Source organism: Atlantibacter hermannii (assembly GCF_009907385.1).
Taxonomy (GTDB): domain Bacteria; phylum Pseudomonadota; class Gammaproteobacteria; order Enterobacterales; family Enterobacteriaceae; genus Atlantibacter; species Atlantibacter hermannii_A.
The window spans coordinates 40,032-60,802 of the sequence record NZ_JAAATR010000105.1; the positions used below are offsets into that span (position 1 = coordinate 40,032).

General features: G+C 58.0%; 22 protein-coding genes. 7 read left to right on the top strand and 15 right to left on the bottom strand.

Going from position 1 to position 20,771, the window contains the following annotated elements:
* Positions 1-7 precede the first annotated feature (7 nt).
* From GV764_RS19540 to GV764_RS19550, 3 genes are all read left to right on the top strand, one after another.
* Positions 8-1,225, top strand: a complete 1,218-nt coding sequence (locus tag GV764_RS19540) for an MFS transporter (protein ID WP_161661553.1) — start codon at positions 8-10, stop codon at positions 1,223-1,225.
* 661 nt (positions 1,226-1,886) lie between these two features.
* Positions 1,887-3,131, top strand: coding sequence for a DUF3440 domain-containing protein (locus GV764_RS19545; protein WP_161661554.1), 1,245 nt, complete (start codon positions 1,887-1,889; stop codon positions 3,129-3,131).
* Positions 3,116-3,763 (top strand): ParB N-terminal domain-containing protein, encoded by a 648-nt coding sequence (locus GV764_RS19550; protein WP_161661555.1) that lies wholly within the window; start codon positions 3,116-3,118, stop codon positions 3,761-3,763. The genes GV764_RS19545 and GV764_RS19550 overlap by 16 nt, the downstream gene beginning before the upstream one ends.
* A gap of 91 nt (positions 3,764-3,854) precedes the next feature.
* On the opposite strand, the gene flgL is transcribed toward GV764_RS19550, so the two are convergent.
* The 11 genes from flgL to flgB all read right to left on the bottom strand — a co-directional run bounded on the left by flgL (position 3,855) and on the right by flgB (position 13,705).
* A complete protein-coding gene (flgL, locus tag GV764_RS19555) occupies positions 3,855-4,817 on the bottom strand; it encodes a flagellar hook-associated protein FlgL (protein WP_161661556.1) in 963 nt (320 codons plus the stop codon).
* A 15-nt stretch (positions 4,818-4,832) separates the two neighbouring features.
* Positions 4,833-6,476, bottom strand: coding sequence for a flagellar hook-associated protein FlgK (flgK, locus tag GV764_RS19560; protein WP_161661557.1), 1,644 nt, complete (start codon positions 6,474-6,476; stop codon positions 4,833-4,835).
* Positions 6,477-6,552: 76 nt separating this feature from the next.
* Positions 6,553-7,500 (bottom strand): flagellar assembly peptidoglycan hydrolase FlgJ, encoded by a 948-nt coding sequence (flgJ, locus tag GV764_RS19565; RefSeq protein ID WP_161661558.1) that lies wholly within the window; start codon positions 7,498-7,500, stop codon positions 6,553-6,555.
* Between the two features lie 9 nt (positions 7,501-7,509).
* Positions 7,510-8,607: a flagellar basal body P-ring protein FlgI gene (locus GV764_RS19570; RefSeq protein ID WP_161661559.1), complete on the bottom strand. Its 1,098-nt coding sequence runs from the start codon at positions 8,605-8,607 to the stop codon at positions 7,510-7,512.
* 11 nt (positions 8,608-8,618) lie between these two features.
* Entirely contained in the window at positions 8,619-9,317 is a 699-nt protein-coding gene (gene flgH, locus GV764_RS19575) for a flagellar basal body L-ring protein FlgH (RefSeq protein ID WP_125292496.1), read from the bottom strand.
* Positions 9,318-9,372: 55 nt separating this feature from the next.
* A complete protein-coding gene (gene flgG / locus GV764_RS19580; protein WP_125292120.1) occupies positions 9,373-10,155 on the bottom strand; it encodes a flagellar basal-body rod protein FlgG in 783 nt (260 codons plus the stop codon).
* Between the two features lie 12 nt (positions 10,156-10,167).
* Entirely contained in the window at positions 10,168-10,923 is a 756-nt protein-coding gene (locus GV764_RS19585) for a flagellar basal body rod protein FlgF (RefSeq protein ID WP_161661560.1), read from the bottom strand.
* 19 nt (positions 10,924-10,942) lie between these two features.
* Positions 10,943-12,160 carry a flagellar hook protein FlgE gene (gene flgE / locus GV764_RS19590; protein WP_161661561.1) on the bottom strand — a complete coding sequence of 406 codons (1,218 nt, stop codon included), beginning with the start codon at positions 12,158-12,160 and terminating at the stop codon, positions 10,943-10,945.
* Positions 12,161-12,184: 24 nt separating this feature from the next.
* The gene (flgD, locus tag GV764_RS19595) at positions 12,185-12,871 is read right to left on the bottom strand and encodes a flagellar hook assembly protein FlgD (protein ID WP_161661562.1); all 687 of its coding nucleotides are present in this window, start codon (positions 12,869-12,871) and stop codon (positions 12,185-12,187) included.
* A 10-nt stretch (positions 12,872-12,881) separates the two neighbouring features.
* The gene (gene flgC, locus GV764_RS19600; RefSeq protein WP_125292124.1) at positions 12,882-13,286 is read right to left on the bottom strand and encodes a flagellar basal body rod protein FlgC; all 405 of its coding nucleotides are present in this window, start codon (positions 13,284-13,286) and stop codon (positions 12,882-12,884) included.
* 2 nt (positions 13,287-13,288) lie between these two features.
* Positions 13,289-13,705 carry a flagellar basal body rod protein FlgB gene (gene flgB, locus GV764_RS19605; RefSeq protein ID WP_161661563.1) on the bottom strand — a complete coding sequence of 139 codons (417 nt, stop codon included), beginning with the start codon at positions 13,703-13,705 and terminating at the stop codon, positions 13,289-13,291.
* Positions 13,706-13,858: 153 nt separating this feature from the next.
* Here flgB and flgA point away from each other — a divergent pair, with 153 nt between their 5' ends.
* The 3 genes from flgA (at position 13,859) to flgN (ending at position 15,439) form a co-directional block, all read left to right on the top strand.
* Positions 13,859-14,515, top strand: coding sequence for a flagellar basal body P-ring formation chaperone FlgA (gene flgA / locus GV764_RS19610; RefSeq protein ID WP_161661564.1), 657 nt, complete (start codon positions 13,859-13,861; stop codon positions 14,513-14,515).
* A 200-nt stretch (positions 14,516-14,715) separates the two neighbouring features.
* A complete protein-coding gene (flgM, locus tag GV764_RS19615) occupies positions 14,716-15,012 on the top strand; it encodes a flagellar biosynthesis anti-sigma factor FlgM (protein ID WP_144129210.1) in 297 nt (98 codons plus the stop codon).
* 4 nt (positions 15,013-15,016) lie between these two features.
* Positions 15,017-15,439, top strand: coding sequence for a flagella biosynthesis chaperone FlgN (gene flgN, locus GV764_RS19620; protein WP_161661565.1), 423 nt, complete (start codon positions 15,017-15,019; stop codon positions 15,437-15,439).
* Between the two features lie 47 nt (positions 15,440-15,486).
* Here flgN and murJ read toward each other — a convergent pair whose 3' ends face one another.
* The 4 genes from murJ to rimJ form a co-directional block, all read right to left on the bottom strand.
* Positions 15,487-17,022 (bottom strand): murein biosynthesis integral membrane protein MurJ, encoded by a 1,536-nt coding sequence (murJ, locus tag GV764_RS19625; protein ID WP_161661566.1) that lies wholly within the window; start codon positions 17,020-17,022, stop codon positions 15,487-15,489.
* 108 nt (positions 17,023-17,130) lie between these two features.
* Positions 17,131-18,054 carry a Gfo/Idh/MocA family protein gene (locus tag GV764_RS19630; protein WP_161661567.1) on the bottom strand — a complete coding sequence of 308 codons (924 nt, stop codon included), beginning with the start codon at positions 18,052-18,054 and terminating at the stop codon, positions 17,131-17,133.
* A 2-nt stretch (positions 18,055-18,056) separates the two neighbouring features.
* Entirely contained in the window at positions 18,057-18,704 is a 648-nt protein-coding gene (locus tag GV764_RS19635; RefSeq protein ID WP_161661568.1) for a YceH family protein, read from the bottom strand.
* A 9-nt stretch (positions 18,705-18,713) separates the two neighbouring features.
* Complete coding sequence (gene rimJ / locus GV764_RS19640) at positions 18,714-19,298, bottom strand: ribosomal protein S5-alanine N-acetyltransferase (RefSeq protein ID WP_161661569.1); 585 nt, start codon at positions 19,296-19,298, stop codon at positions 18,714-18,716.
* A gap of 253 nt (positions 19,299-19,551) precedes the next feature.
* Here rimJ and mdtH point away from each other — a divergent pair, with 253 nt between their 5' ends.
* A complete protein-coding gene (mdtH, locus tag GV764_RS19645; RefSeq protein WP_161661570.1) occupies positions 19,552-20,760 on the top strand; it encodes a multidrug efflux MFS transporter MdtH in 1,209 nt (402 codons plus the stop codon).
* Positions 20,761-20,771: the final 11 nt, after the last annotated feature.

The window sequence follows — 20,771 nt, forward strand, 5'->3', positions numbered from 1 at the left end:
TTTATCCATGACAACGTCCCTTTCTTCTTCAGCGCTGATGCGTACTTTACTGGTGCTTGCCGCCGCTGCTGGCTTCAGCGTGGCATCGATTTATTACGCGCAGCCGATACTGCCGCTGATTGGCGATAATTTACATCTCGGCATCGGCAGCCTGGGGTTAATCCCTACGCTGACCCAGGCTGGATATGCGTCAGGGATCTTATTTTTGCTGCCGCTCGGCGACCGTTTCGACCGGCGTATTATTATCATGGCGAAATCTTTCGCCCTGGCCCTGATGCTGGTTCTGTATAGTTTTTCTACCGGCGAGCACAGCCTGCTGGCGTTAAGCCTGCTGCTGGGCGCGTGCGCCACCGTGGCGCAAGATATCGTCCCGGCGGCCGCCATTCTTTCTGCTTCGGGTAAGCAAGGCAAAGCGGTGGGTATGGTAATGACCGGCTTACTGTTGGGGATCCTGTTATCCCGTACCGTGAGCGGTCTGGTGAGCGCGGCTTTTGGCTGGCGCGTCATGTATCAGCTGGCGGCGCTGAGCATTGCCCTGATCGGCCTGGCTCTGTGGCGTGTACTGCCGCGTTTCGCCACGCAAGCGGAACTGGGTTACCCGTCGCTGATGAAGTCAATGGTTGGGCTATGGCTCCGTCATCCTGCGTTACGTCGCGCCGCGCTGGCGCAGGGGCTGCTCTCGATTGGCTTTAGCGCCTTCTGGTCAATGCTCGCCGTAATGTTAAGCCAGCAATTTCATATGGGCAGCGCCGTTGCTGGCGCATTCGGTATCGCCGGGGCTGCGGGCGCGCTGGCGGCCCCATTGTCAGGTTCGCTGGCTGACAAACTGGGGGCCAACCGGGTTACCCAATATGCCGCTGCACTGGCCACCGTGTCATTTGGCTTAATGATATTTCTGCCGCTGCTGTCACCTTTCTGGCAGCTTATAGCGATTGCGCTGTGTGCTATTGGTTTTGACCTGGGCCTACAATCTTCGCTGGTGGCGCACCAGACGCTGGTATACCGGCTCGATCCGCAGGCGCGGGGCCGTCTGAATGCCCTGCTGTTTACCGGTGTATTTATTGGTATGGCATTAGGTTCGATTCTGGGCAGTGCAATGTGGGAAGAATATGGCTGGATGGGCGTGGTTATACTTGCCACTTGCGTCAGCGCAGCCAGTTTTATGGTTCGTATCGCGGAGCGCCGCCGCCCGCCTCATGCTGAATTTGCTTCGCATAACAATTAATACTTATACCTGCCCGCCATGAGAATAGAATAACTGATGGCGGGTTAATCAATTTCACTCCCATAACCTTAATGAATTCTTAAAATCCCACTATATTTTCTTAACCAGGGTTTTTCTGAGATAATATAGAACGCCAATTATTATCAGGCTTGCCGTTATGGACTTTACTTAAACATCGCTTAATTCTGTTGCCCATATAACCACAACATTATTAGAAACGTTTTCAGGAAACATAAACACCCTGAGACGTTGTCGATTTCAACCTGCAATAAAATGAACATTATAATGAAAAGAACAAAAAATCTTACAATTCAACAGAAAAGCCTCTGCTGCCGATCCCCTGCGAAAAGCTACGCACAGCAACCCTCGCATTCTGATAATGCGTACTTTTGATAAACGCCTGGGATCCAAAATATATCCATACCTCGTTCGTTTATGGTGCTGATTAAATGTTTCCCAAAGTTTTTATTTAATTGACCACTGGTCAGCGTTTTCTTTATCACCGCGCCGCTCACTATGCGGTAAAATTCATTTTGCTCGTCGAGTCTGTTTTGAGCAGCCATTTATTAATAATAAGAACCCGTAATAATCCACGCGATGTTATCGCGTGTTTTTGAGGCGCAAATGATGCCCTCATTATGAAACCAAAAAAGGATTTGTTATGAGCTACCAGCCTGCTGGCGCATCGGAACGTAAAATACCGCTCAATATGAATGTCTATGAAGCCACAACAGAGCGGATATCCTGGGTGTTCGATTCCTTTTCTCGCGTTTGCGTTTCCTTTTCCGGCGGTAAAGACTCCACGCTGCTTTTCCACTTAACCGCGAAGGAAGCCCGACGACGCGGCAGAACATTCAGCGTTCTGTTTATCGACTGGGAAGTGCAGTTTGAATACACCATCAATCACGTCACGACGATGAAAGCGCTCTATCAGGATTGCACCGACGCGTTTTACTGGGTGGCTTTACCCTTGACCACCGTGAACGGTACTTCCGCGTGCCAGCCGGAATGGACGGCCTGGGAGCCCGGCGTTGAATGGGTACGCCAGCCACCGGCTGAGGCCATCGTCGATCCGCAGTACTTCGCGTTTTACACCGCCGGCATGACGTTTGAAGATTTTGTGCCCTCTTTTAACGACTGGCTCGCCAGGCGAACGCCGGTCACCCCCACCGCCATTCTTACCGGCATGCGCGCCGATGAATCACTGCTGCGCTTTCAGAGCATTTGCGACCGTCGCAAAGCGCGTTACAGCCCCGATAAACCCTGGACAACGGCGAGTATGCTTTCTGGCGCCTGTACCGTCGCTCCGCTGTATGACTGGAAAACAGCAGACATCTGGTCCTGGTTCGCCCGCAGCGATGCCCAGTGTAATCCGCTTTACCAGCTAATGTTTCAGGCGGGGGTTAAGCCGCGCTATATGCGGATCTGTGAGCCTTTTGGGCCTGAACAACGTGCCGGGCTGTGGCTGTATCATGTGCTGGAACCCCATTTATGGGATCGCGTCTGCCAGCGGGTCAGCGGCGCGCATACTGGCGAGCTGTATGCCGCCGAACGCAACGGATTTTATGGTCAGGGGCAACTGACAAAACCGGACAAGATGACCTGGAAAGCCTACGCGCTGTTTTTGCTCGACAGCATGCCGTCGTCAACCGCAGAACATTATCGCAATAAGATTGCCGTCTATCTCCAGTGGTATCGACAACGCGAGTATCCCCAGGACATACCTGATTTTCAGGATAAAGACACCGGCAGCAGAGATATTCCGTCCTGGCGACGTATTTGCAGGACGCTTTTACGCAACGATTACTGGTGCCGGTCGCTCTCATTCAGCCCGACCCGTACGCACCATTATGAGCGTTGGAAAAAACGTGTTCAGGAGAAACGTAAATTATGGCAAGTGATATGAATGAGACCCTGGCAGCGCTGTTATCCCCTCTGACAGAGTGGTTACAGCGCCAACCCGAGGTCAAACGCATTGATGCGTTAAACACGATAAAGAAAGCGCTGCATGCCGTGAGTCCTTTTCAGCAAGAGCCTGTGGACTGCGTACTATGGATCAAAACCACCCGGCTTAACGAAAACAACTATAACCCGAACGTTATGGCGGCGACTGAACGCAAGCTGCTGGTGCATTCTTTAATTCAGGATGGATACACTCAGCCGGTTGTGGCAACCCCTGGCGCCGAAGACGCGTTAAATCTGGTGGATGGCGCCCACCGGTTCCGGGCGGGAATAAAAGATCGTACGTTATCGTCCCGGCTTCGCGGCTATGTACCGGTCGTACTGTTGAAGGCGGAACAGGCCAGCCGTGGAGACAACATGGCCTCTACCGTGCGTCATAACCGCGCCAGAGGTAAACATCAGGTGCCCGCCATGTCAGCGCTGGTGATGGAGTTGTCTCATTATGGGTGGGACGACGGTCGCATCGCCCGTGAGCTGGGGATGGAGCCCGATGAAGTGCTGCGTCTGAAACAAACCGCAGGCCTGAAAGAGATGTTCGCCAGCCGTAAATACTCAGAAGCCTGGACGGTGGACTAGCGGTCGCGGGGAGATAAAAAAAAGCCCGCTCCGGGGTGCGGAAGCGGGCAGAAAGCATATCCAGTTTCAAAATATGCTCAAATCTTTCGCCTTAGCGGTTCAACTGGAACAGCGACATGCCCTGCATATCGGTAAAGGTTTTATAAGAGGCCTGAAGCGCGGCTTGCTGCATCACATAGGATGAAATCACTGAGTTCCAGTCCGCATCAATCAGGTTACTCATCTGCTGCGTTTGGCCCAGCGCGCGATCGCTGCCCAGGGTATCCAGGCTGCTCAGCTCGGCCAGTTGTGTACCCAGCTCGGCCTGCACGGTTAACACGTTATTGAGCGAGTTCTTCAGACCGCGGTTGGTTTTATCTACTGCCGCATCCAGAGCAGCCTGTTCCTCTTCCGTGGCTCCCGCTTTCGGGGTTTTCAGCGCCGCGATAGCGGTGTCGAGCATGTTAAACAGGCTCTTCTCCTGCGTGCTGCCTTCCGGCTCCGGCACCGCATTGCTGGTGACGTTCATAAACACCGAATCACCGGTATGGCCGATCACCATGGTACGCGCCGAATCCACCTTCTGGGTGATCTGCTCGGCACCGCCCTTGTATTCGATATTGCCCGCTTCGCCCTGAAACGGGGCGGCATCGGTTTTGTAACCGGCAAAAATGAAGCGACCGTTGCCGTCGGTGCTGTTCGCCAGATTCAGCAGTTGATCGCGGATCCCCTGCAAATCGGTAGCCAGCGACGCGCGGTCGTCATCGCTCAGCGTGCCGTTGCCTGCCTGGACGATTTTTTCCTGCGCGGTCTGGATCGCGGTGGTCACCTGGGTCAGCACGCTGGTTTCCAGCGAGACTTTCTGGGTGGCGAACGAACGCGCCTGAGTGTACTGGCTGTTTTCGGCCTGCGCCTGGGACAGCACGACCGCCTGCGCGGCGGCAATCGGATCGTCCGACGCTTTGTTCACCCGTTTGCCGGTGGACATTTGCTCCCCGTAACCCAGCCATTCGGTCTGCGCGTTGGTAATGCCGCGCATATTCTGCTGGTACATCATTTGAGTACTGATACGCATCGATCAATTCTCCCGTTAGCGGATGGACAGCAGCGCATCAAACAGCGTGGATGCCGTCTGAAGCACCTGGGCATTCGCCAGGTAATATTGCTGGAAACGTTGCAGATTGCCGTACTCTTCGTCGAGGTTGACCCCGGAGATGGACTGCTGCTGGTTGGTCAACTGCACCACCACGTTGTTCTGGGTGGTGCTGGTGACTTTGAGCGTACTGGTCTTGTTGCCGACGTCACTCACCAGGCTGGCGTAGGCGTCGTTAAAGGTTTTATTGCCGCCGACCATTTTCGTGTTCTGCAAGTCGAGCAGTTTCTGGCCGTTGGTGTTGTCGCTTTCGCCGCTGTCTTTGGCGCTCGCCATCGCAATCTGCGACTCGTCTTTGATTTTTACTTCCATGTTGATAATGGCGTTGGTGACCGGTTTCACCATAAACGAGTCATTGTTTGCCGCCGTACCGGTAATATCGATTTTCAGCCCGTCGAATTCAATGGAGTCGCCGTTGTCGGTCAGCTTCACACTGGCATTGTCAGACAAACGCGTCACCTGCCATTCGCCGCCGACGCGGGTAACCTTATAATCCGACGCCTGCACTTCAGAGGTGTTCGCGAAGCTCACCTCAAAGGTGGCGCCCGGTTTACTGTTTTTCGCATTGCTCAGCGCTTCAGGCTTGCCGAAGCTAAAGAAATCGGTGCCGCCTTCATTATTGGCATCCACACCCGCTTTATGCTGGGTATTGAAGGCACCGGCGAACGCCAGCGCCATCTGGTTCAGAGAATTACGCGTCTGGTCCAGATCCTGGGCACGGAACGTCATCAGGCCGCCGAGGCTGCCGGTGCCGAGTAACTTTTCCGGGATTTCCACGTTGCCCGCGGTCTTATCGACAAACGCCACCGTGGTGCGCGACGGATCGGCGCTTGAGGCCACCGCCGCCAGCTGGTTCGCGGTGCTGCCCTGCACCAGGGTGTAGCCGTTGCCCACGGTGACGTTGTAGGTGCCGCCGTCCTGAACCGTGACTTCCACGCCGACGATTTTGTTCAGTTCGCTTACCAGTTGGTCGCGCTGATCCAGCAGATCGTTCGGCGAAGCCCCGGCGCCCACGCCGGTCAGGCGCGAAATCTGGTCATTCAGGTTGGCGATCTGCTTCGCGTAGGTGTTGATCTGGCTGACGCTGGTGCTAATCGAGCCATTCACTTCTTTATTTTGATCGCGCAGATACTGGTCGGTGACGCGGAACTGGTTAACCAGCCCTTCCGCCTTGCCTAACAACGCCTGGCGTGACGCCGGATCTTCCGCGTTGCTCACCAGCGTCTGCATGGTTTTAAAGAAATCCTGCATGGTGGACGACAGCGTGTTGGTGCTGCTGGAGAGCATATTGTCGATTTTTGACATCTGCTCATAGCGGGTCGTCAGGCCGCTGCTCTGGTTCTGCGCGGCGCGTAACTGATTGGAAATAAACGCGTCATATTCACGGTGTACACCGGTGACGTTAACGCCATTGCCCACCCATCCACCGGCACCCAGCGTACTGTTGGCCTGAGAAAGCACCGTCGTCTGACGGGTATAGCCCGCAACATTGTAATTGTTGATGTTGTTACTGACAGTATTCAGTGCCGCCTGAGCCGCGGAAAGGCCGCTCATTGCGCTGTTAATTAAGCTACTGGACATGGAGGTTCCTTATGAACGTTCAGACTCGGTTCCTGCATACCGTTATCGGCAGCGCGCTCCCGGACTTGAGGCATTTTCAAAACAAAGTCGAAATATCGTTGCTATAGGCTTTGGACACTTTTTCGCTCATCGCTTTCAGCTGGCCAATCATGGTTGTCAGCTTGCGGGCGTAGTGAGGATCGGTGGCGTAACCGGCGTTCTGCAGGGCCGTCGCGCCCTGCTCCGCCGTCGCCGCGCTGGTCACGGCGGCATAGCGCGGATTGCGGGTCAGCAAACTGACGTAATCCGACAGCGCTTCCAGATAAGAGCCGTAGGCGCGGAATTTAGCCTTCACTTTTTTGGCTTCGCCGTTTTCATATTCGGTGGTAGTGATTTCCGCTACCTCGCCTTTCCAGCCAGGGCTGGCTTTAATGCCGAACAGGTTGAAGCTCGGCTCGCCGTTGGCTTTTAAAATCTGCCGTTGTCCCCAGCCGGATTCCAGCGCCGCCTGGGCCAGAATCAGGTGATGCGGCACGCCGCTCTGCTCGCTGGCCAGTTTGGCGGGCAACGACAGCGCCGCCAGGAAGTCTTTACTGTCGCCGCTGAGCGGTGCTTCCTGAGACGGCGCGCGCGGCACCGCCTGGCGCACGGTCTGCGCCAGGGTTTGGGTCTGGTAGCGGTTAATGGTTTCCAGATCGAACTTCAGCGGCACCTGGTCCGGCGTCCCGGCGGGCTCCTGAGATTCGCTGGTCATCTGTTTGACCATCGCGTCCGCCAGGCCCAGCCCTTTGCCGCCAGACAAATGCTGGGCGATTTGCTGGTCATACATGCTGGTGTAAAGCCGCGTCTGATCGCTGCTGAACAGACCGTCTTTCGGCAGCGCCTCACGCATGCTTTTCAGCATCATCTGGACAAACATGCCTTCCACCTGCTGGGCCACCGCTTTAACGTTCGCTTTCGGGTCCTGCCCCGCTTTGGCTTTCAGATCGTTCAGCGCGTTCGCGTCCCACGCGGCGCTGGAAAGCAGTTTGGTGTCGTTCAGCATAATAACGCCTTAGATGATTTCCAGTTTGGCGCGCAGGCAGCCCGCTGTTTGCATCGATTGCAGAATCGACATCAAATCCATCGGCGTCGCGCCCAGCGCGTTAAGCGCCCGCACTACGCTGTTCAGGCTGGCGCTGGACTGTACGCTTTGCAGCGAACCGCCGCTCTGGCGCATGTCGATCTGGGTGTTCGGCGTCACCACCGTCTGGCCGCCGCCGAACGGCGTATCCGGCTGGCTGACGTCAAGCTGGCGGTTTACGGTCACCGACAGGTTGCCCTGCGCCACCGCGCAGCTGTCCAGCGTCACTTCCCGGTTCATCACCACCGAGCCGGTGCGCGAGTTGATGATCACCCGGGCGTCCTGCGGCGCGACCCTGACTTCCAGGTTCTGGATATCCGCCAGGAAACGCACCTGGGAACTGCCGCCAGTCGGCACGCGCACCTGGATGGTGCGGGAGTCCAGCGCCGTGGCGCTGCCGTAGCCGCGCGCACGGTTAATGGTGTCGGTGATTTGCTGCGCCAGGGTGAAATCTTCCTGATTTAGCTGCAGATTCAGCGTGTTGCTGCTGCCGAACTGGCTGGGCAACTCACGCTCCACCACCGCGCCGTTGGTGATGCGGCCGCCGTTCAGCTGGTTAACCTGCACGCTGCTGCCGCCCGCCGACGCGCCTGCGCCGCCGACCAGAATGTTCCCCTGCGCCAGCGCGTAAACCTGGTTGTCCACGCCTTTTAGCGGGGTCATTAACAACGTACCGCCGCGCAGGCTTTTGGCGTTACCCATTGAGGACACCACCACGTCGATGGTCTGCCCCTGGCGGGCAAAGGCCGGGAACGACGCGGTCACCATCACCGCAGCGACGTTTTTCAGCTGCATGTTGGTGCCCGGCGGCACGGTAATGCCTAACTGGGAGAGCATGTTATTCAGGCTCTGGGTGGTAAACGGCGTCTGGGTGGTCTGGTCGCCCGTTCCGTCCAGGCCGACGACCAGGCCGTAGCCAATCAAGGAGTTTTCCCGTACGCCCTGTACGCTTGTGAGGTCACGAATACGGTCGGCCTGGGCGAAAGACGCCACCAGCAGCAACCCGATTGTGAGGAGTGATTTCAACATAGTCACCTCGCTTACATCGGCGATAAGTTAAGGAAGAAACGCTGCAGCCAGCCCATGTTCTGCGCTTCGTTGATATAGCCGTTGCCGACATATTCGATACGCGCGTCCGCCACGTTGGTGGACGGAACGGTGTTGCTGCCGCTGATGGTGCGTGGGTTCACGACACCGGAGAAACGAATGAATTCTGTGCCCTGGTTAATGGCGATCTGTTTTTCGCCCACCACGTGCAGGTTGCCGTTCGCCAGCACCTGGTCGACGGTCACGGTGAGCGTGCCGCTGAAGGTGTTGCTGGCGTTAGCGCCGCCTTTGCCGTTAAAGCTGTTGCCGCCGGAAGCGTCCACGGTGGCGCGGTCGTTGCCGAATAACCCCTGCAGATAACGCGGCACGGCGTCAAAGCCGAAGTTGGTTTTGCCGTCGCGGCTGGCGTTGGCCGAGGAACTCTTGCTGGCGCTGACGTTTTCCTGCAAAACAATCGTCAGGGTATCGCCGATATTGCGCGGGCGGCGGTCTTCGAACAGCGGCTGGTAGCCGTAGTTAATCGGCTGGGCGGACTGGAAAATAGAACCATTGACCACCGGCGCGGCGCCTGGCGCGGGCTGCGCGGTTGTCGCGCCCTGCACCAGCGGCTTCGAGGGGACCCAGGCACACCCGGATAACGTCACCATCAGGGCGATGAAAAGAGGGCGATATTGCGCACCGGTATTTTGCATTGCTTTCATCTTCAGTATTCGTGCCCGGCGCGGCGTGAACCGCGCCGGGAGCACGTTAGAGTTGCGTCAGTTTTTGCAGCATCTGGTCGGTAGTGGAGACCGCTTTACTGTTAATTTCGTAAGCGCGTTGTACCTGGATCATATTCACCAGTTCTTCCGCCACGTTAACGTTCGAGGTTTCCACATAGCCCTGATACAGCAGTCCGGCACCGTTCAGCCCCGGCGTGCTTTCGTTTGGCGCGCCGGAAGACTGGGTTTCGATGTACAGGTTTTCACCGATGCTTTCCAGACCGGTGTCGTTCATAAAGGTGGTCAGGTTTAACTGCCCGACCTGAACCGGCGCGGCCTGACCCTGCTGGGTCACGCTCACCAGGCCATCACGCCCGATGGTGATGCTGAGCGCGTTCGCCGGAACCGTGATTGCCGGCTGAACCTGGAAACCGCCCGCCGTCACCAGCTGGCCGTTCTGATCCACCTGGAACGAACCGTCGCGGGTATAGGCAGAGGTGCCGTCCGGCAACATCACCTGGAAAAAGCCCTGGCCTTTGATCGCCACGTCTTTGCTGTTGCTGGTTTGCGACAGGTTGCCCTGGCTGTGCAGGCGCTCGGTGGCGACCGGACGGACGCCGGTACCGATCTGCAGGCCGGACGGCAGCGTGGTCTGTTCGGATGACTGCGCCCCCGGCTGACGGATGGTTTGATACAGCAGATCTTCAAAAACCGCGCGCTGGCGCTTAAAGCCGTTGGTGCTGACGTTCGCCAGGTTGTTGGCGATCACGTCCATATTGGTTTGCTGGGCGTCAAGGCCGGTTTTCGCAATCCATAATGAGCTAATCATAAAGTGCCCTTATTAAGTCATCGACAGCAGCTGGTTAGCCCGCTGAGAATTTTCATCGACGCTGGAGATGATTTTCATCTGCATCTCGAAGCGTCGGGCGTTGGCGATCATATCGGTCATCGCTTCGACGGGTTTGACGTTACTGCCTTCCAGCACGCCGGACATCACGCGGATGCTCGGGTCGGCCTGCAACATCGGGCCGCGCTGCGCCTGTGCGGCGGCGCTTAAGCGGAATAATCCGTCATCGCCGCGCACAATCTCATTCCCATCGGCCTTCACCAGCTTCAGCCGGCCGACCGGCGCGACGGTGTTTGGCGGGTCGCCGGGATTAAGCGCCGAAATGGTGCCGTCCGCCGCGATGGTGATTTCCGCCCCTTCCGGCACCACAATCGGGCCGCCGTCGCCCATCACCGGATTACCCTGAATGGTCAACTGCCCCCCGGCAGTGACCTGGATATTCCCGTTACGGGTATAGGCTTCAGTGCCCGCCGCGCTCTGTACGGCAATCCAGCCATCCTGCTGCAGCGCTACGTCCAGCGGACGCGAGGTGTAATCCAGCGCGCCCTGGGACAAATTGGCCCCAGGCGTGGAGGCCGCCACCAGGGTGCGGGTCGGCAGCGATAAGCCTTCCACCGGCACCGCACGCAGCGCGGTAAGCTGGGCGCGGAAACCCGGCGTGGAGGCATTCGCCAGGTTGCTGGCATTGACCGCCTGTTGGTTCAGGGTCTGGCTGGCAGCCCCCATAGCGGTATAAATTGCGTGATCCATTAGGCCGTCCCGTCAGGCATTAACGCAGGTTAACCAGCGTGTTCAGGATCTGGTCCTGAGTCTTGATGGTCTGGGCGTTGGACTGGTAATTACGCTGGGCCACGATCATGTTGACCAGCTCCTTACTCAGATCGACGTTAGAGGCTTCCAGCGCGCCGTTGGTCAACTGGCCGAAGTTGCCGCTGCCTGCGGTGCCCAGCAGGGCCACGCCGGAGGCGTTGCTCGCTTCCCACAGGTTATCGCCCTGGGATGAGAGCCCTTCCGGGTTCGCGAAGTTTGCCAGCACGATCTGGCCCAGCAGCTGCTGCTTCTCGTTGGAGTAGTTGCCGACCACGGTGCCGTCATCGTTGATCTGGTAGCTCACCAGGTCGCCCGGCTTATAGCCGTTCTGCTCGGTGGATACGATGTTGTTGGAGCCGGTGTTCTGCTGCATTGAACCGGTGAAATCCAGGGTAAACGGCGTTGGCGCGACTCCGTTCAGCGAGCCAGGCGTCATCGCAATCGTCGCCGGGTTGGCCGGTGCCGTCAGATTACCGTTACCGTCGAAGCTCATGGTGGTCGGCGCAGACACCGGGCTGCCCGCCACGCTGCTGTCCTGGTAGTACACCGCCCAACTGCTGTCGGCGTTCTTCCGGAAATAGACGTTCATGTCATGGGCGTTACCCTGGGTATCGAATACCGTGACACTGCCTTTTTTGTTGTAGCTATCGGCATTGGCCGGGTTAAACGCCACGTCCGCGGCAATGGTTTTATCCGAGGAGTTCAGGTTGACCACCATTGACGCGGTGGTGGTCACTTTAGCCGGCATCAGGGTATTAGGGATGGTCAGGCCAACCGGGTTGGCCCCCTGCTGAATGGTCGGCGGCGTGCCGGTTGCCGGATAGCCGGTTACCTGCATGCCCTGCATATTGGTCAGGTTGCGGCTTTCATCCAGTTTGAACTGGCCGTTACGGCTGTAAAATACCGAACCGTTGCTGTCCACCAGACGGAAAAACCCGTTCTGGCTGATGGCGACGTCGAGGCCACGACCGGTATTGGTGGTGATGCCGTCGCTAAAGTCCTGGGTCACCGCCGCGACTTTAACGCCGAGGCCCACTTTAGAGCCGGCGAACATATCCGCAAAAGAAACGGAAGCGGATTTAAAACCGTAAGTGGCGGAGTTGGCGATGTTGTTACCAATCACGTCCAGGTTGGAGGCCGCAGCATTCAGGCCGCTGACCGCTTGAGAAAAGCCCATGTCTTACTCCTGTAAGTGCAAGCGTTAGATAATTTGTCGCACTTCGCTGATTGCGAGAGTGCCGTAGGTGCCCAGGTCCAGGAGCGTGCTGCCGTTACTGCGCGTCACGCCGTTGACTAAAGCGAAATTAAGCGGCTGCGCCACCAGCTGCGTACCGGCAGAGCTTGCCGAAATCGTCACGTTGTACGCGCCGTCCGGCACGGCGGTGCCGTCGGTCATTTTTCCATCCCAGCTAAAGGTATGAACGCCCGCGCTCAGCTTGCCGATGTCCAGGGTTTGCATCACCACACCCTCTTTATTGGTGATGGTGGCGGTGACTTTATCCGCCGCCTGCTGTAGCTCAACGCCGAACGGAGTGGTGGTTTCTTTCCCGGCGAGGATCGTGCTGCCCGGGATCATCACGCCACGGTCAATCAGCGCGCTGGCCTGCAACGACTGGTTGTTATCAAGCTGGCCGGAGACCGCGCCCAACGTGGTGTTGAGTTTTTCGATCCCGCTCACGGTGCTGATTTGCGCCAGCTGGGTGGTCAGTTCGTTGTTTTGCAGCGGGTTGGTGGGGTCCTGGTTTTTCAGTTGCGCCACCAGTAGCGTCAGGAAGCTGCTCTGGAGATCGGACGCGCTGCTGCCGGTCAGACTGTTGGAACCGGTGGAGTAGCTGGTTCCGCTGACGCCAGTATTCGTTGGGTCGTTAACGTTAACGGCAATGGACATGGTTTTCTCCTTATTGTCCGATGGTCAGCGTTTTCAGCATCATGCTTTTCACGGTGTTCAGCACTTCGACGTTGGCCTGATAGCTGCGCGACGCCGACATGGTGTTGACCATTTCGCCGACCACATCGACGTTTGGCATTTTGACGTAGCCGTTGGCGTCCGCCAGCGGATTGCCTGGCTCGTAAACCAGCTTGTCCGGGGCCTGGCTTTCTACCACCTGGCTGACCTTCACGCCGCCGGTCGCCGCGCCGGGCTGGGCGTCCACCTGGAATACCACCTGTTTAGCGCGATAGGGCTGGCCGTCCGGCCCGGTCACGCTGTCGGCGTTAGCGAGGTTGCTTGCCGCCACGTTGAGGCGTTTCGATTGCGCGGTCATGGCTGAACCGGCGATATCAAAAATATTGAGCAGCGCCATGATTAGTTTCCTTGTTGCAGCACGTTCATCATGCCTTTGATTTGCCCGCTCATCAGCGTCAGATCCGTCTGGTATTTCAGCGCGTTATCTGCAAACTGGGTGCGTTCGCGGTCCATATCCACGGTGTTGCCGTCCATTGACGGTTGATCGGGAATGCGGTACAGCAAGTTCATGGATGGGGCCGTGGAAGCCTGGGCGGGAATGTGGTGAGCGGAGGTCATGGTCAATGCAACCGTGTTGCCTTGAGCCCGTCCGCGCTCCATTACCTGTTTGAGTTGGCTGGCGAAATCGATGTCCCGGGCCTGATAGCCTGGGGTATCGGCATTGGCAATGTTCGCCGCCAGGATCTCCTGACGCTGCGCGCGCAAATTGAGCGCTTCCTGCTGAAAACGCAACGCGGCATCGAGTTTGTCGAGCATGGTTCCTCCGCGAATAGCATGGTGATGGCGACAGCTTAATGCGCGACCACCTCGCCTTATCGTTGGAATAAGCGCAAAATGCGTCGCTATTTGTTGCCTTGAGTCATCACGAGTCGCGGTAAAATCTTCACCATCGCGCTACCGGAGTCTCGGATGAAACGTTTACCCGCCACGCTTGCTACCGCTTTGATGCTGCTTAGCGCATCGGTTCACGCCGATGTGACGGCAGGATTGACGGATTTTTTCGCCCAACGACTGGCGGGTATCAGCGACGAGGTTCAGGTCACGGTCAAGTCGCCGCAAAGCAACTGGCCCGCCTGTGACAATCCGGCTTACAGCCTGCCCGGCAACGCCAGGCTGTGGGGCAACCTGAGCGTGCTGGCGCGCTGCGGAAACGATAAGCGTTATTTACAGGTGACGGTTCAGGCTTACGGCGAGTACGTGGTGGCGAGCGCGCCGGTTGCTCGCGGCAGCGAGCTGAATGACGGGAATCTGCGCCTGCAACGCGGTCGGCTGGACCAACTGCCGCCGCGGGCGATGCTGTCGCTCGATCAGGCGCGTCAGTCCCAGACGCTGCGCGATTTAGCGCCGGGGCAAACCCTGACGATGTCAATGGTGCGCCAGCCCTGGCGGGTGAAAGCCGGTCAGCGCGTCATGGTGATTGCCAACGGCCAGGGGTTCAGCGTCAACAGTGAAGGCCAGGCGTTAAATAACGCCGCCGTGACGCAAAATGCCCGGGTGCGCATGGCCAACGGCCAGGTGGTCAGCGGAACGGTAGATAATGATGGGAATATTCTGATAACGCTATAATCTCTTGCCTCTACACTCATCCAGGCGCGGGTAATCGCTGGCGCCGGTAGCCGGGACCGTAGAGTAAAGCATTCTTTCTGGTCATTTATTCGCGGGTAAGCGTAATGATGGGTGTAAAGATTTTGCTGCGGCTGCCGATAGAATATCAACAAATGATAAGACAGGCTCACAGCCACGAGCCCCCTCGATGAGGATTGAACATGAGCATAGAACGCACATCGCCATTAAAACCAATCGGCACTGTCCAACCGCGCGAGGCGGCCGAGCCTGCACAAGTTCCCGTTAATCGCCTGGATAAAACCGCGTCCGCCACCAGCACCAGCGTGACCTTCAGCGGCGCGCAGGCGCGTCTGATGCAGGCTGGAAGCAGTGATATCAATATGGAGCGTGTCGAAGCGCTCAAAACCGCTATTCGAAACGGCGAGCTCAAAATGGACACAGGCAAAATTGCCGATGCGCTAATTAACGAAGCTCAGAGTTTCCTGCAGAGTAAATAATGGTATGAGTCGTCTGTCAGAAGTGCTGGATCAAATGACGGCTGTCCTCAACTCGCTGAAAGAGGTGATGGACGCCGAGCAACTTCAATTATCAGCAGGCCACGTGAATGGCAGCGCGTTGCAACGTATTACCGAGCAAAAAAGCTCGCTGCTGGCCACGCTGGATTACCTGGAGCAACAGCGCCGCGCGGAGCAGAACGCCGGACGCAGCGCCAATGACGATGCGCCGGGACGCTGGCAGGCGATAACCGAGACGACGCAACAGCTGCGCACGCAGAACCAGCACAACGGCTGGCTGCTGGAGGGGCAAATCGCCCGTAATCAGCAGGCGCTGGAGGTGCTGAAACCGCACCAGGAACCCACCCTGTACGGCGCGGATGGCCAGACGGCGAACTCCGTGCGCGGCGGGAAGAAGATTTCTATTTAATCCGTTTTCCGGGCCAGACTCCCTGTCGGGCCCGTTTTTAAATCAACTCACACCGTTCGCCGCGCGAAATCCCGCATTTTGAACCCCAGCGCCGCCAGGGTCGCGAAATAGGCCACTACCCCAACGATCACCACTGCCAGCAGACGCAGAATACGGTACGGCATGGTGCCGACGTCCCATGCGGGCATTATCATCATCATGCCGATCAGCGCGCCCGCCATAACCAGCACCGCAATAATCAGCCGGATTAAAAAGCGCGCCCAGCCCGGCTCTGGCTGGAAGATTTTCTGTTTACGCAGCTGCCAGTAAAGCAGGCTGGCGTTTAAGCAGGCGGCAAGACCGATAGACAGCGACAGCCCGGCGTGCTTCAGCGGACCGATAAACGCCAGGTTCATTACCTGGGTCATAATCAACGTCACGATGGCGATCTTTACCGGGGTTTTGATGTCCTGACGGGAGTAGAACCCCGGCGCCAGCACCTTCACCACGATAAGCCCCATCAGCCCCACCGAATAGGCAATCAGCGCGCGCTGGGTCATATCAGCATCGAAAGCGGTAAATTTACCGTACTGGAACAGCGCGGCGATCAGCGGTTCGGCCAGAATGCCCAGCGCCACGGCGCTCGGCAGCGCCAGTAAAAAGCACAGCCGCAGCCCCCAGTCCATCAGACGGTTGTATTCATCATGGTTGCCGCTGGCGAAGCTGCGCGACAGCGACGGCAGCAGGATGGTGCCCAGCGCCACGCCCAGCACGCCGGACGGGAATTCCATCAGGCGGTCCGCGTAGTACATCCAGGACACTGAACCGGATACCAGAAAGGAGGCGAAAATGGTGTTGATAATCAGGGAAATCTGGCTCACCGACACGCCGAGGATCGCCGGGCCCATTTGCTTCACCACCCGCATCGCGCCAGCATCGCGCAGATTAATGCGCGGCAGCACCAGCATGCCGATTTTCTTCAGGTGCGGCAGTTGATACAGCAGTTGCAGCACGCCGCCAACCGTCACCGCCCAGGCCAGCGCCAGCACCGGCGGATGGAAATACGGCGCGGCAAACAGCGCAAAACCAATCATGCTGATATTGAGCAGCGTCGGCGCGAACGCCGGGACCGAGAAGCGGTTCCAGGTATTGAGGATCGCCCCGGCCAGCGAAGCCAGCGATATCAGCAGGATGTACGGGAAAGTGATGCGCAGCAGCTGTTCGGTCAGCGCGAACTTATCGGCGGTGTCCACAAAGCCCGGCGCGGTAACCAGGATCACCCAGTGGGCACCAATAATCCCCAGCACCGTGACAATCGCCAGCGCCAGGGTCAACAGGCCCGAGACATAGGAGATAAACAGCCGCGTGGCCTCTTCTCCCTGCTTGCTTTTATATTCCGCCAGGATCGGCACAAACGCCTGGGAAAACGCCCCTTCTGCGAAAATACGGCGCAGCAGATTGGGGAGTTTGAACGCCACAAAAAAGGCGTCGGTCGCCATCCCTGCGCCAAACACCCGTGCCACAATGGCGTCGCGCGCAAAACCCAGCACGCGGGAAAACATGGTCATCGAGCTGACCGCAGCCAGCGATTTTAATAAGTTCATTATTCCGTTCCACAAACACTGACGCCTGCAAAGCAGGCGTCAGGTATTCAGCGAGCGCCTAGTCTACCCGAGCGCTGATGAAATTCTAGCGGCAGATGTTACAGGCGGTTATTCTTCCATCGCCTCGCGCCAGAGTTTTTCCACCACCCGCTGGGCCAGCAGCGCCTGTTCGCCTGCGGTTTCGGGAATGGTCTGATTTGCCACGCAGTCGATAAAATGCTGCGCGCAACCAACAAATCCGCGCTGTTCAAGCGTACTCTGCCAGCCGGGAATGGGCTGGGTGACCACCCCTGCCCCACGCTCTTCCCGCCAGTCGCGCATATCGGTGACCTGATACAGCCCGCCGTCGGTGACCGCCTGCACCCACTCGCGCTGACTGCCCGCCCGGCGATGCATGCTGGTGGTGATCTGTAATTGTTGATGGGCGAAGTGGTGCTCGGCATACAGCATTTCGCCCCGATCGCTGGTTTGCAGGACGCCGCTTTGCAGCTCTGCCGCCCCGCCTGCCAGCCATAGCGCGGTGTCCACCACGTGAAGGTAGTCATCCAGCAGGGTAAAGCGTAAATCGTGCGGGCCAACGCTGTCTGCGCGATGTTTGTCCATCCGCAGCGAGGCGCAATGCTCCAGTCGCGCTTTCAGCTCGCGATAGCGCGGCGCAAAGCGGCGGTTGAAGCCAACCATCAGAGTCAATTTTTTACGCGCCGCCAGATCCACCAGCCGCTCGGCATCCGACAGGTTTTCCGCCAGCGGCTTATCCACGCAGACGTGTACCCCGGCGTTGAGCAGCTCGCTCACCACCGCGTAGTGGCTCGCGGTGCTGCTGTGTACGAACACCGCATCGCAGCGCGTCGCCAGCTCGGCAATCGATCCGATATAAGGAATGCGGTACGCGTCGCAAATCGGCTGCGCCTTCGCTTGCGTCGGGGAAAACGCGCCCGCCAGCTGCCAGCGTGCCGCCGCCGAGAGTACCGGCAGCCAGGCTTTTTGCGCGATACCGCCGAGGCCCACCATTCCCACCCGTAATAAGGCCATGATTATTCTCCGGGATGCGCTAACAGGGAATCGAGCCGGGTTTGCAGCTCCTGAACCTGCGCTTCCAGCGCTTCAACGCGCAGCGCCAGATCGTCAGAGCTTGCGCTGACGGTCTCTTCATCCTGAGCGGGAATGACCGCATCGCCGCTGAACAGATGCATGTAGCGGCTTTCGCGCTTGCCCGGCTCGCGCGGCAGGCGCGCAACAAAGGGGCCATCTTCGCGGGCGGCCAGCCGCTCCAGGGTATTTTCGACTTCCGCCATGTCGGCGAATTCATGCATTCGCGAGGTGCGCCCGCGCAGTTCGCCCGGCGTTTGCGCGCCGCGCAGCAGCAGCGTGGCGATCAGCGCCACTTCCGCGCTGTTGAGCCTGAGATCGCCGAATTCGGAGTTACAAAAGCGCTGTTCATATTTCATCACCCGATTGCCGAACCCGCTGACGGTGCGCAGATAATGACGTTTTACCAGCAAATCCAGAGTGTTTTGCACCTCGGACTCGCTGAGGTTCAGCACCGGCTCGCGGTTGGTTTTCTGATTGCAGGCCGTCACGATGCCGTTAACCGACAACGGATACTGCTCGGGCGTAGTGACCTGTTTTTCCAGCATACAGCCAATCACGCGGGCTTCGGTGGCGCTGAGTGAGTATTTCATGGAGGCTCCTTAACGACCTGCGGTCCATTCTTTGGTGGTCAGTGCGGTTAATACGTGATCGCGCCAGACGCCGTCGATCAGTAAATAATCTTTGGCATAGCCCTCTTTTTCAAAACCCAGCCGGGCCAGCAGATCCCCGCTGCGCTGGTTATGGGGCATATAGTTCGCCATGATGCGGTGAATATGTTGGGTACGCTGCATGTAGCGGATCGCGGAGGTCAGCGCTTCAAACATCAGCCCCTGCCCCTGCCATTTCTCCCCCAGCGAATAGCCCAGATAGCAGGCGTGAAATGAGCCGCGCACCACGTTGGAGAAGTTGGCGACGCCGTAGATCTCTTTTTCATCGGGATCGAACAGCGCGAAATAGAACGCGCTACCCTGCTTATGCAGTTCGTTGATCATACTAAGCCGCGCCTGCCAGCCGGACGGATAGCAATGGCTCTCGTCACGAATCGGCTCCCAGGGCTTGAGAAACTGCCGGTTCTCGGCATAGTAGTCCGCCAGCCGCCAGGCATCCCGTTCGTAAATCAGACGGACCACCAGGCGGTCGGTCACTAAGCGTATTTTCGGCACATTATTGCGATAGCCAAACATCAGTCGTTACTCCTTGCAGGCATTCTGTCGTCGCCCGTTAGCCACGCCATGTTTTTACTATACCTGTTGCCAGGAGAACAGTGAAAACAGTGAAAACAGCAACATGCCTTTTTTCAGGCCGATATCGCGTGTCGATTAACGTCATCAATCAATCTGACAGATTGATAAAAAAATATTGTCGCCTCGACGATGGGAAAATGTGACCGGGCACCGCAAAATGGTTTCCTGTGGTTTCGTTTCCCGGGAGGGGGAAATGGCTGGGGTCTCGCAGGCAAGGAGCCTGGGTAAATATTTCCTGCTGCTCGACAATATGCTGGTGGTGTTGGGCTTCTTCGTCGTCTTTCCGCTGATTTCGATTCGCTTTGTTGACCAAATGGGGTGGGCCGCGCTGATGGTCGGGATCGCGCTCGGCCTGCGTCAGCTGACGCAACAGGGTTTAGGGATTTTTGGCGGCGCGATTGCCGACCGGTTCGGCGCCAGGCCGATGATCGTCACCGGGATGCTGCTGCGCGCTGCGGGCTTCGCCACCATGGGGATCGCCCATGAGCCGTGGCTGCTGTGGTTTTCCTGCTTCCTGTCCGGTATCGGCGGCACGCTGTTCGATCCGCCACGCTCGGCGCTGGTGGTGAAACTGGTGCGCCCCGAACAGCGCGGGCGCTTCTTCTCGCTCCTGATGATGCAGGATAGCGCCGGGGCAGTGATCGGCGCGCTGCTCGGCAGTTGGCTGCTGCAATACGACTTCCGCATGGTGTGCGCCGCGGGCGCGGTGCTGTTTGTGGTGTGCGCGGGGGTGAACGCCTGGCTGCTGCCCGCCTATAAACTGTCAACCATCCGTACCCCAATGCGCGAAGGCATGGGCCGGGTACTGAAAGATAAACGCTTTATTACCTACGTATTAACGCTGGCGGGCTATTACATGCTGGCGGTGCAGGTGATGCTGATGCTGCCGATTATGGTGAACAACATTGCCGGAACGCCAGCGGCGGTGAAGTGGATGTACGCTATTGAGGCGGCGCTGTCGCTCACGCTGCTCTACCCCATCGCCCGCTGGAGTGAAAAGCGCTTCCGCCTTGAGCAGCGTCTGATGGCGGGTCTGCTGCTGATGACCTTTAGCCTGGTGCCGATGGGCTTAACCGCCTCCCTGCAACAGCTGTTTACGCTGATCTGCGTGTTTTATATCGGCTCGATCATTGCCGAGCCGGCGCGGGAAACGCTTAGCGCCTCACTGGCGGACGCCCGGGCGCGCGGCAGCTATATGGGTTTCAGCCGTCTCGGCCTGGCGATTGGCGGCGCGTTTGGCTATGCGGGCGGCGGCTGGCTGTTCGATATGGGCCATACGCTCGGCCAGCCGGAACTGCCCTGGGCGATGCTGGGCGCGGTGGGGCTGATCACCTTCTTCGCGCTGTGGTGGCAGTTCAGCCTGCGCCGCGTCGATCCGTCGATGCTGGAGCCGGGTAGCTGATTTGCCCCCTG

Bases quoted from the DNA above. Each gene is read 5' to 3' on its own strand.
- flgN (WP_161661565.1), top strand. From the start codon at position 15,017: ATGAGTCGTCTGTCAGAAGTGCTGGATCAAATGACGGCTGTCCTCAAC.
- murJ (WP_161661566.1), bottom strand. From the start codon at position 17,022: ATGAACTTATTAAAATCGCTGGCTGCGGTCAGCTCGATGACCATGTTT.
- flgG (WP_125292120.1), bottom strand. From the start codon at position 10,155: ATGATTAGCTCATTATGGATTGCGAAAACCGGCCTTGACGCCCAGCAA.
- GV764_RS19540 (WP_161661553.1), top strand. From the start codon at position 8: ATGACAACGTCCCTTTCTTCTTCAGCGCTGATGCGTACTTTACTGGTG.
- GV764_RS19550 (WP_161661555.1), top strand. From the start codon at position 3,116: ATGGCAAGTGATATGAATGAGACCCTGGCAGCGCTGTTATCCCCTCTG.
- flgK (WP_161661557.1), bottom strand. From the start codon at position 6,476: ATGTCCAGTAGCTTAATTAACAGCGCAATGAGCGGCCTTTCCGCGGCT.
- GV764_RS19570 (WP_161661559.1), bottom strand. From the start codon at position 8,607: ATGTTGAAATCACTCCTCACAATCGGGTTGCTGCTGGTGGCGTCTTTC.
- flgB (WP_161661563.1), bottom strand. From the start codon at position 13,705: ATGCTCGACAAACTCGATGCCGCGTTGCGTTTTCAGCAGGAAGCGCTC.
- GV764_RS19545 (WP_161661554.1), top strand. From the start codon at position 1,887: ATGAGCTACCAGCCTGCTGGCGCATCGGAACGTAAAATACCGCTCAAT.
- rimJ (WP_161661569.1), bottom strand. From the start codon at position 19,298: ATGTTTGGCTATCGCAATAATGTGCCGAAAATACGCTTAGTGACCGAC.
- flgA (WP_161661564.1), top strand. From the start codon at position 13,859: ATGAAACGTTTACCCGCCACGCTTGCTACCGCTTTGATGCTGCTTAGC.
- flgM (WP_144129210.1), top strand. From the start codon at position 14,716: ATGAGCATAGAACGCACATCGCCATTAAAACCAATCGGCACTGTCCAA.
- GV764_RS19585 (WP_161661560.1), bottom strand. From the start codon at position 10,923: ATGGATCACGCAATTTATACCGCTATGGGGGCTGCCAGCCAGACCCTG.
- GV764_RS19635 (WP_161661568.1), bottom strand. From the start codon at position 18,704: ATGAAATACTCACTCAGCGCCACCGAAGCCCGCGTGATTGGCTGTATG.
- GV764_RS19630 (WP_161661567.1), bottom strand. From the start codon at position 18,054: ATGGCCTTATTACGGGTGGGAATGGTGGGCCTCGGCGGTATCGCGCAA.
- flgJ (WP_161661558.1), bottom strand. From the start codon at position 7,500: ATGCTGAACGACACCAAACTGCTTTCCAGCGCCGCGTGGGACGCGAAC.
- mdtH (WP_161661570.1), top strand. From the start codon at position 19,552: ATGGCTGGGGTCTCGCAGGCAAGGAGCCTGGGTAAATATTTCCTGCTG.
- flgC (WP_125292124.1), bottom strand. From the start codon at position 13,286: ATGGCGCTGCTCAATATTTTTGATATCGCCGGTTCAGCCATGACCGCG.
- flgL (WP_161661556.1), bottom strand. From the start codon at position 4,817: ATGCGTATCAGTACTCAAATGATGTACCAGCAGAATATGCGCGGCATT.
- flgH (WP_125292496.1), bottom strand. From the start codon at position 9,317: ATGCAAAATACCGGTGCGCAATATCGCCCTCTTTTCATCGCCCTGATG.
- flgD (WP_161661562.1), bottom strand. From the start codon at position 12,871: ATGTCCATTGCCGTTAACGTTAACGACCCAACGAATACTGGCGTCAGC.
- flgE (WP_161661561.1), bottom strand. From the start codon at position 12,160: ATGGGCTTTTCTCAAGCGGTCAGCGGCCTGAATGCTGCGGCCTCCAAC.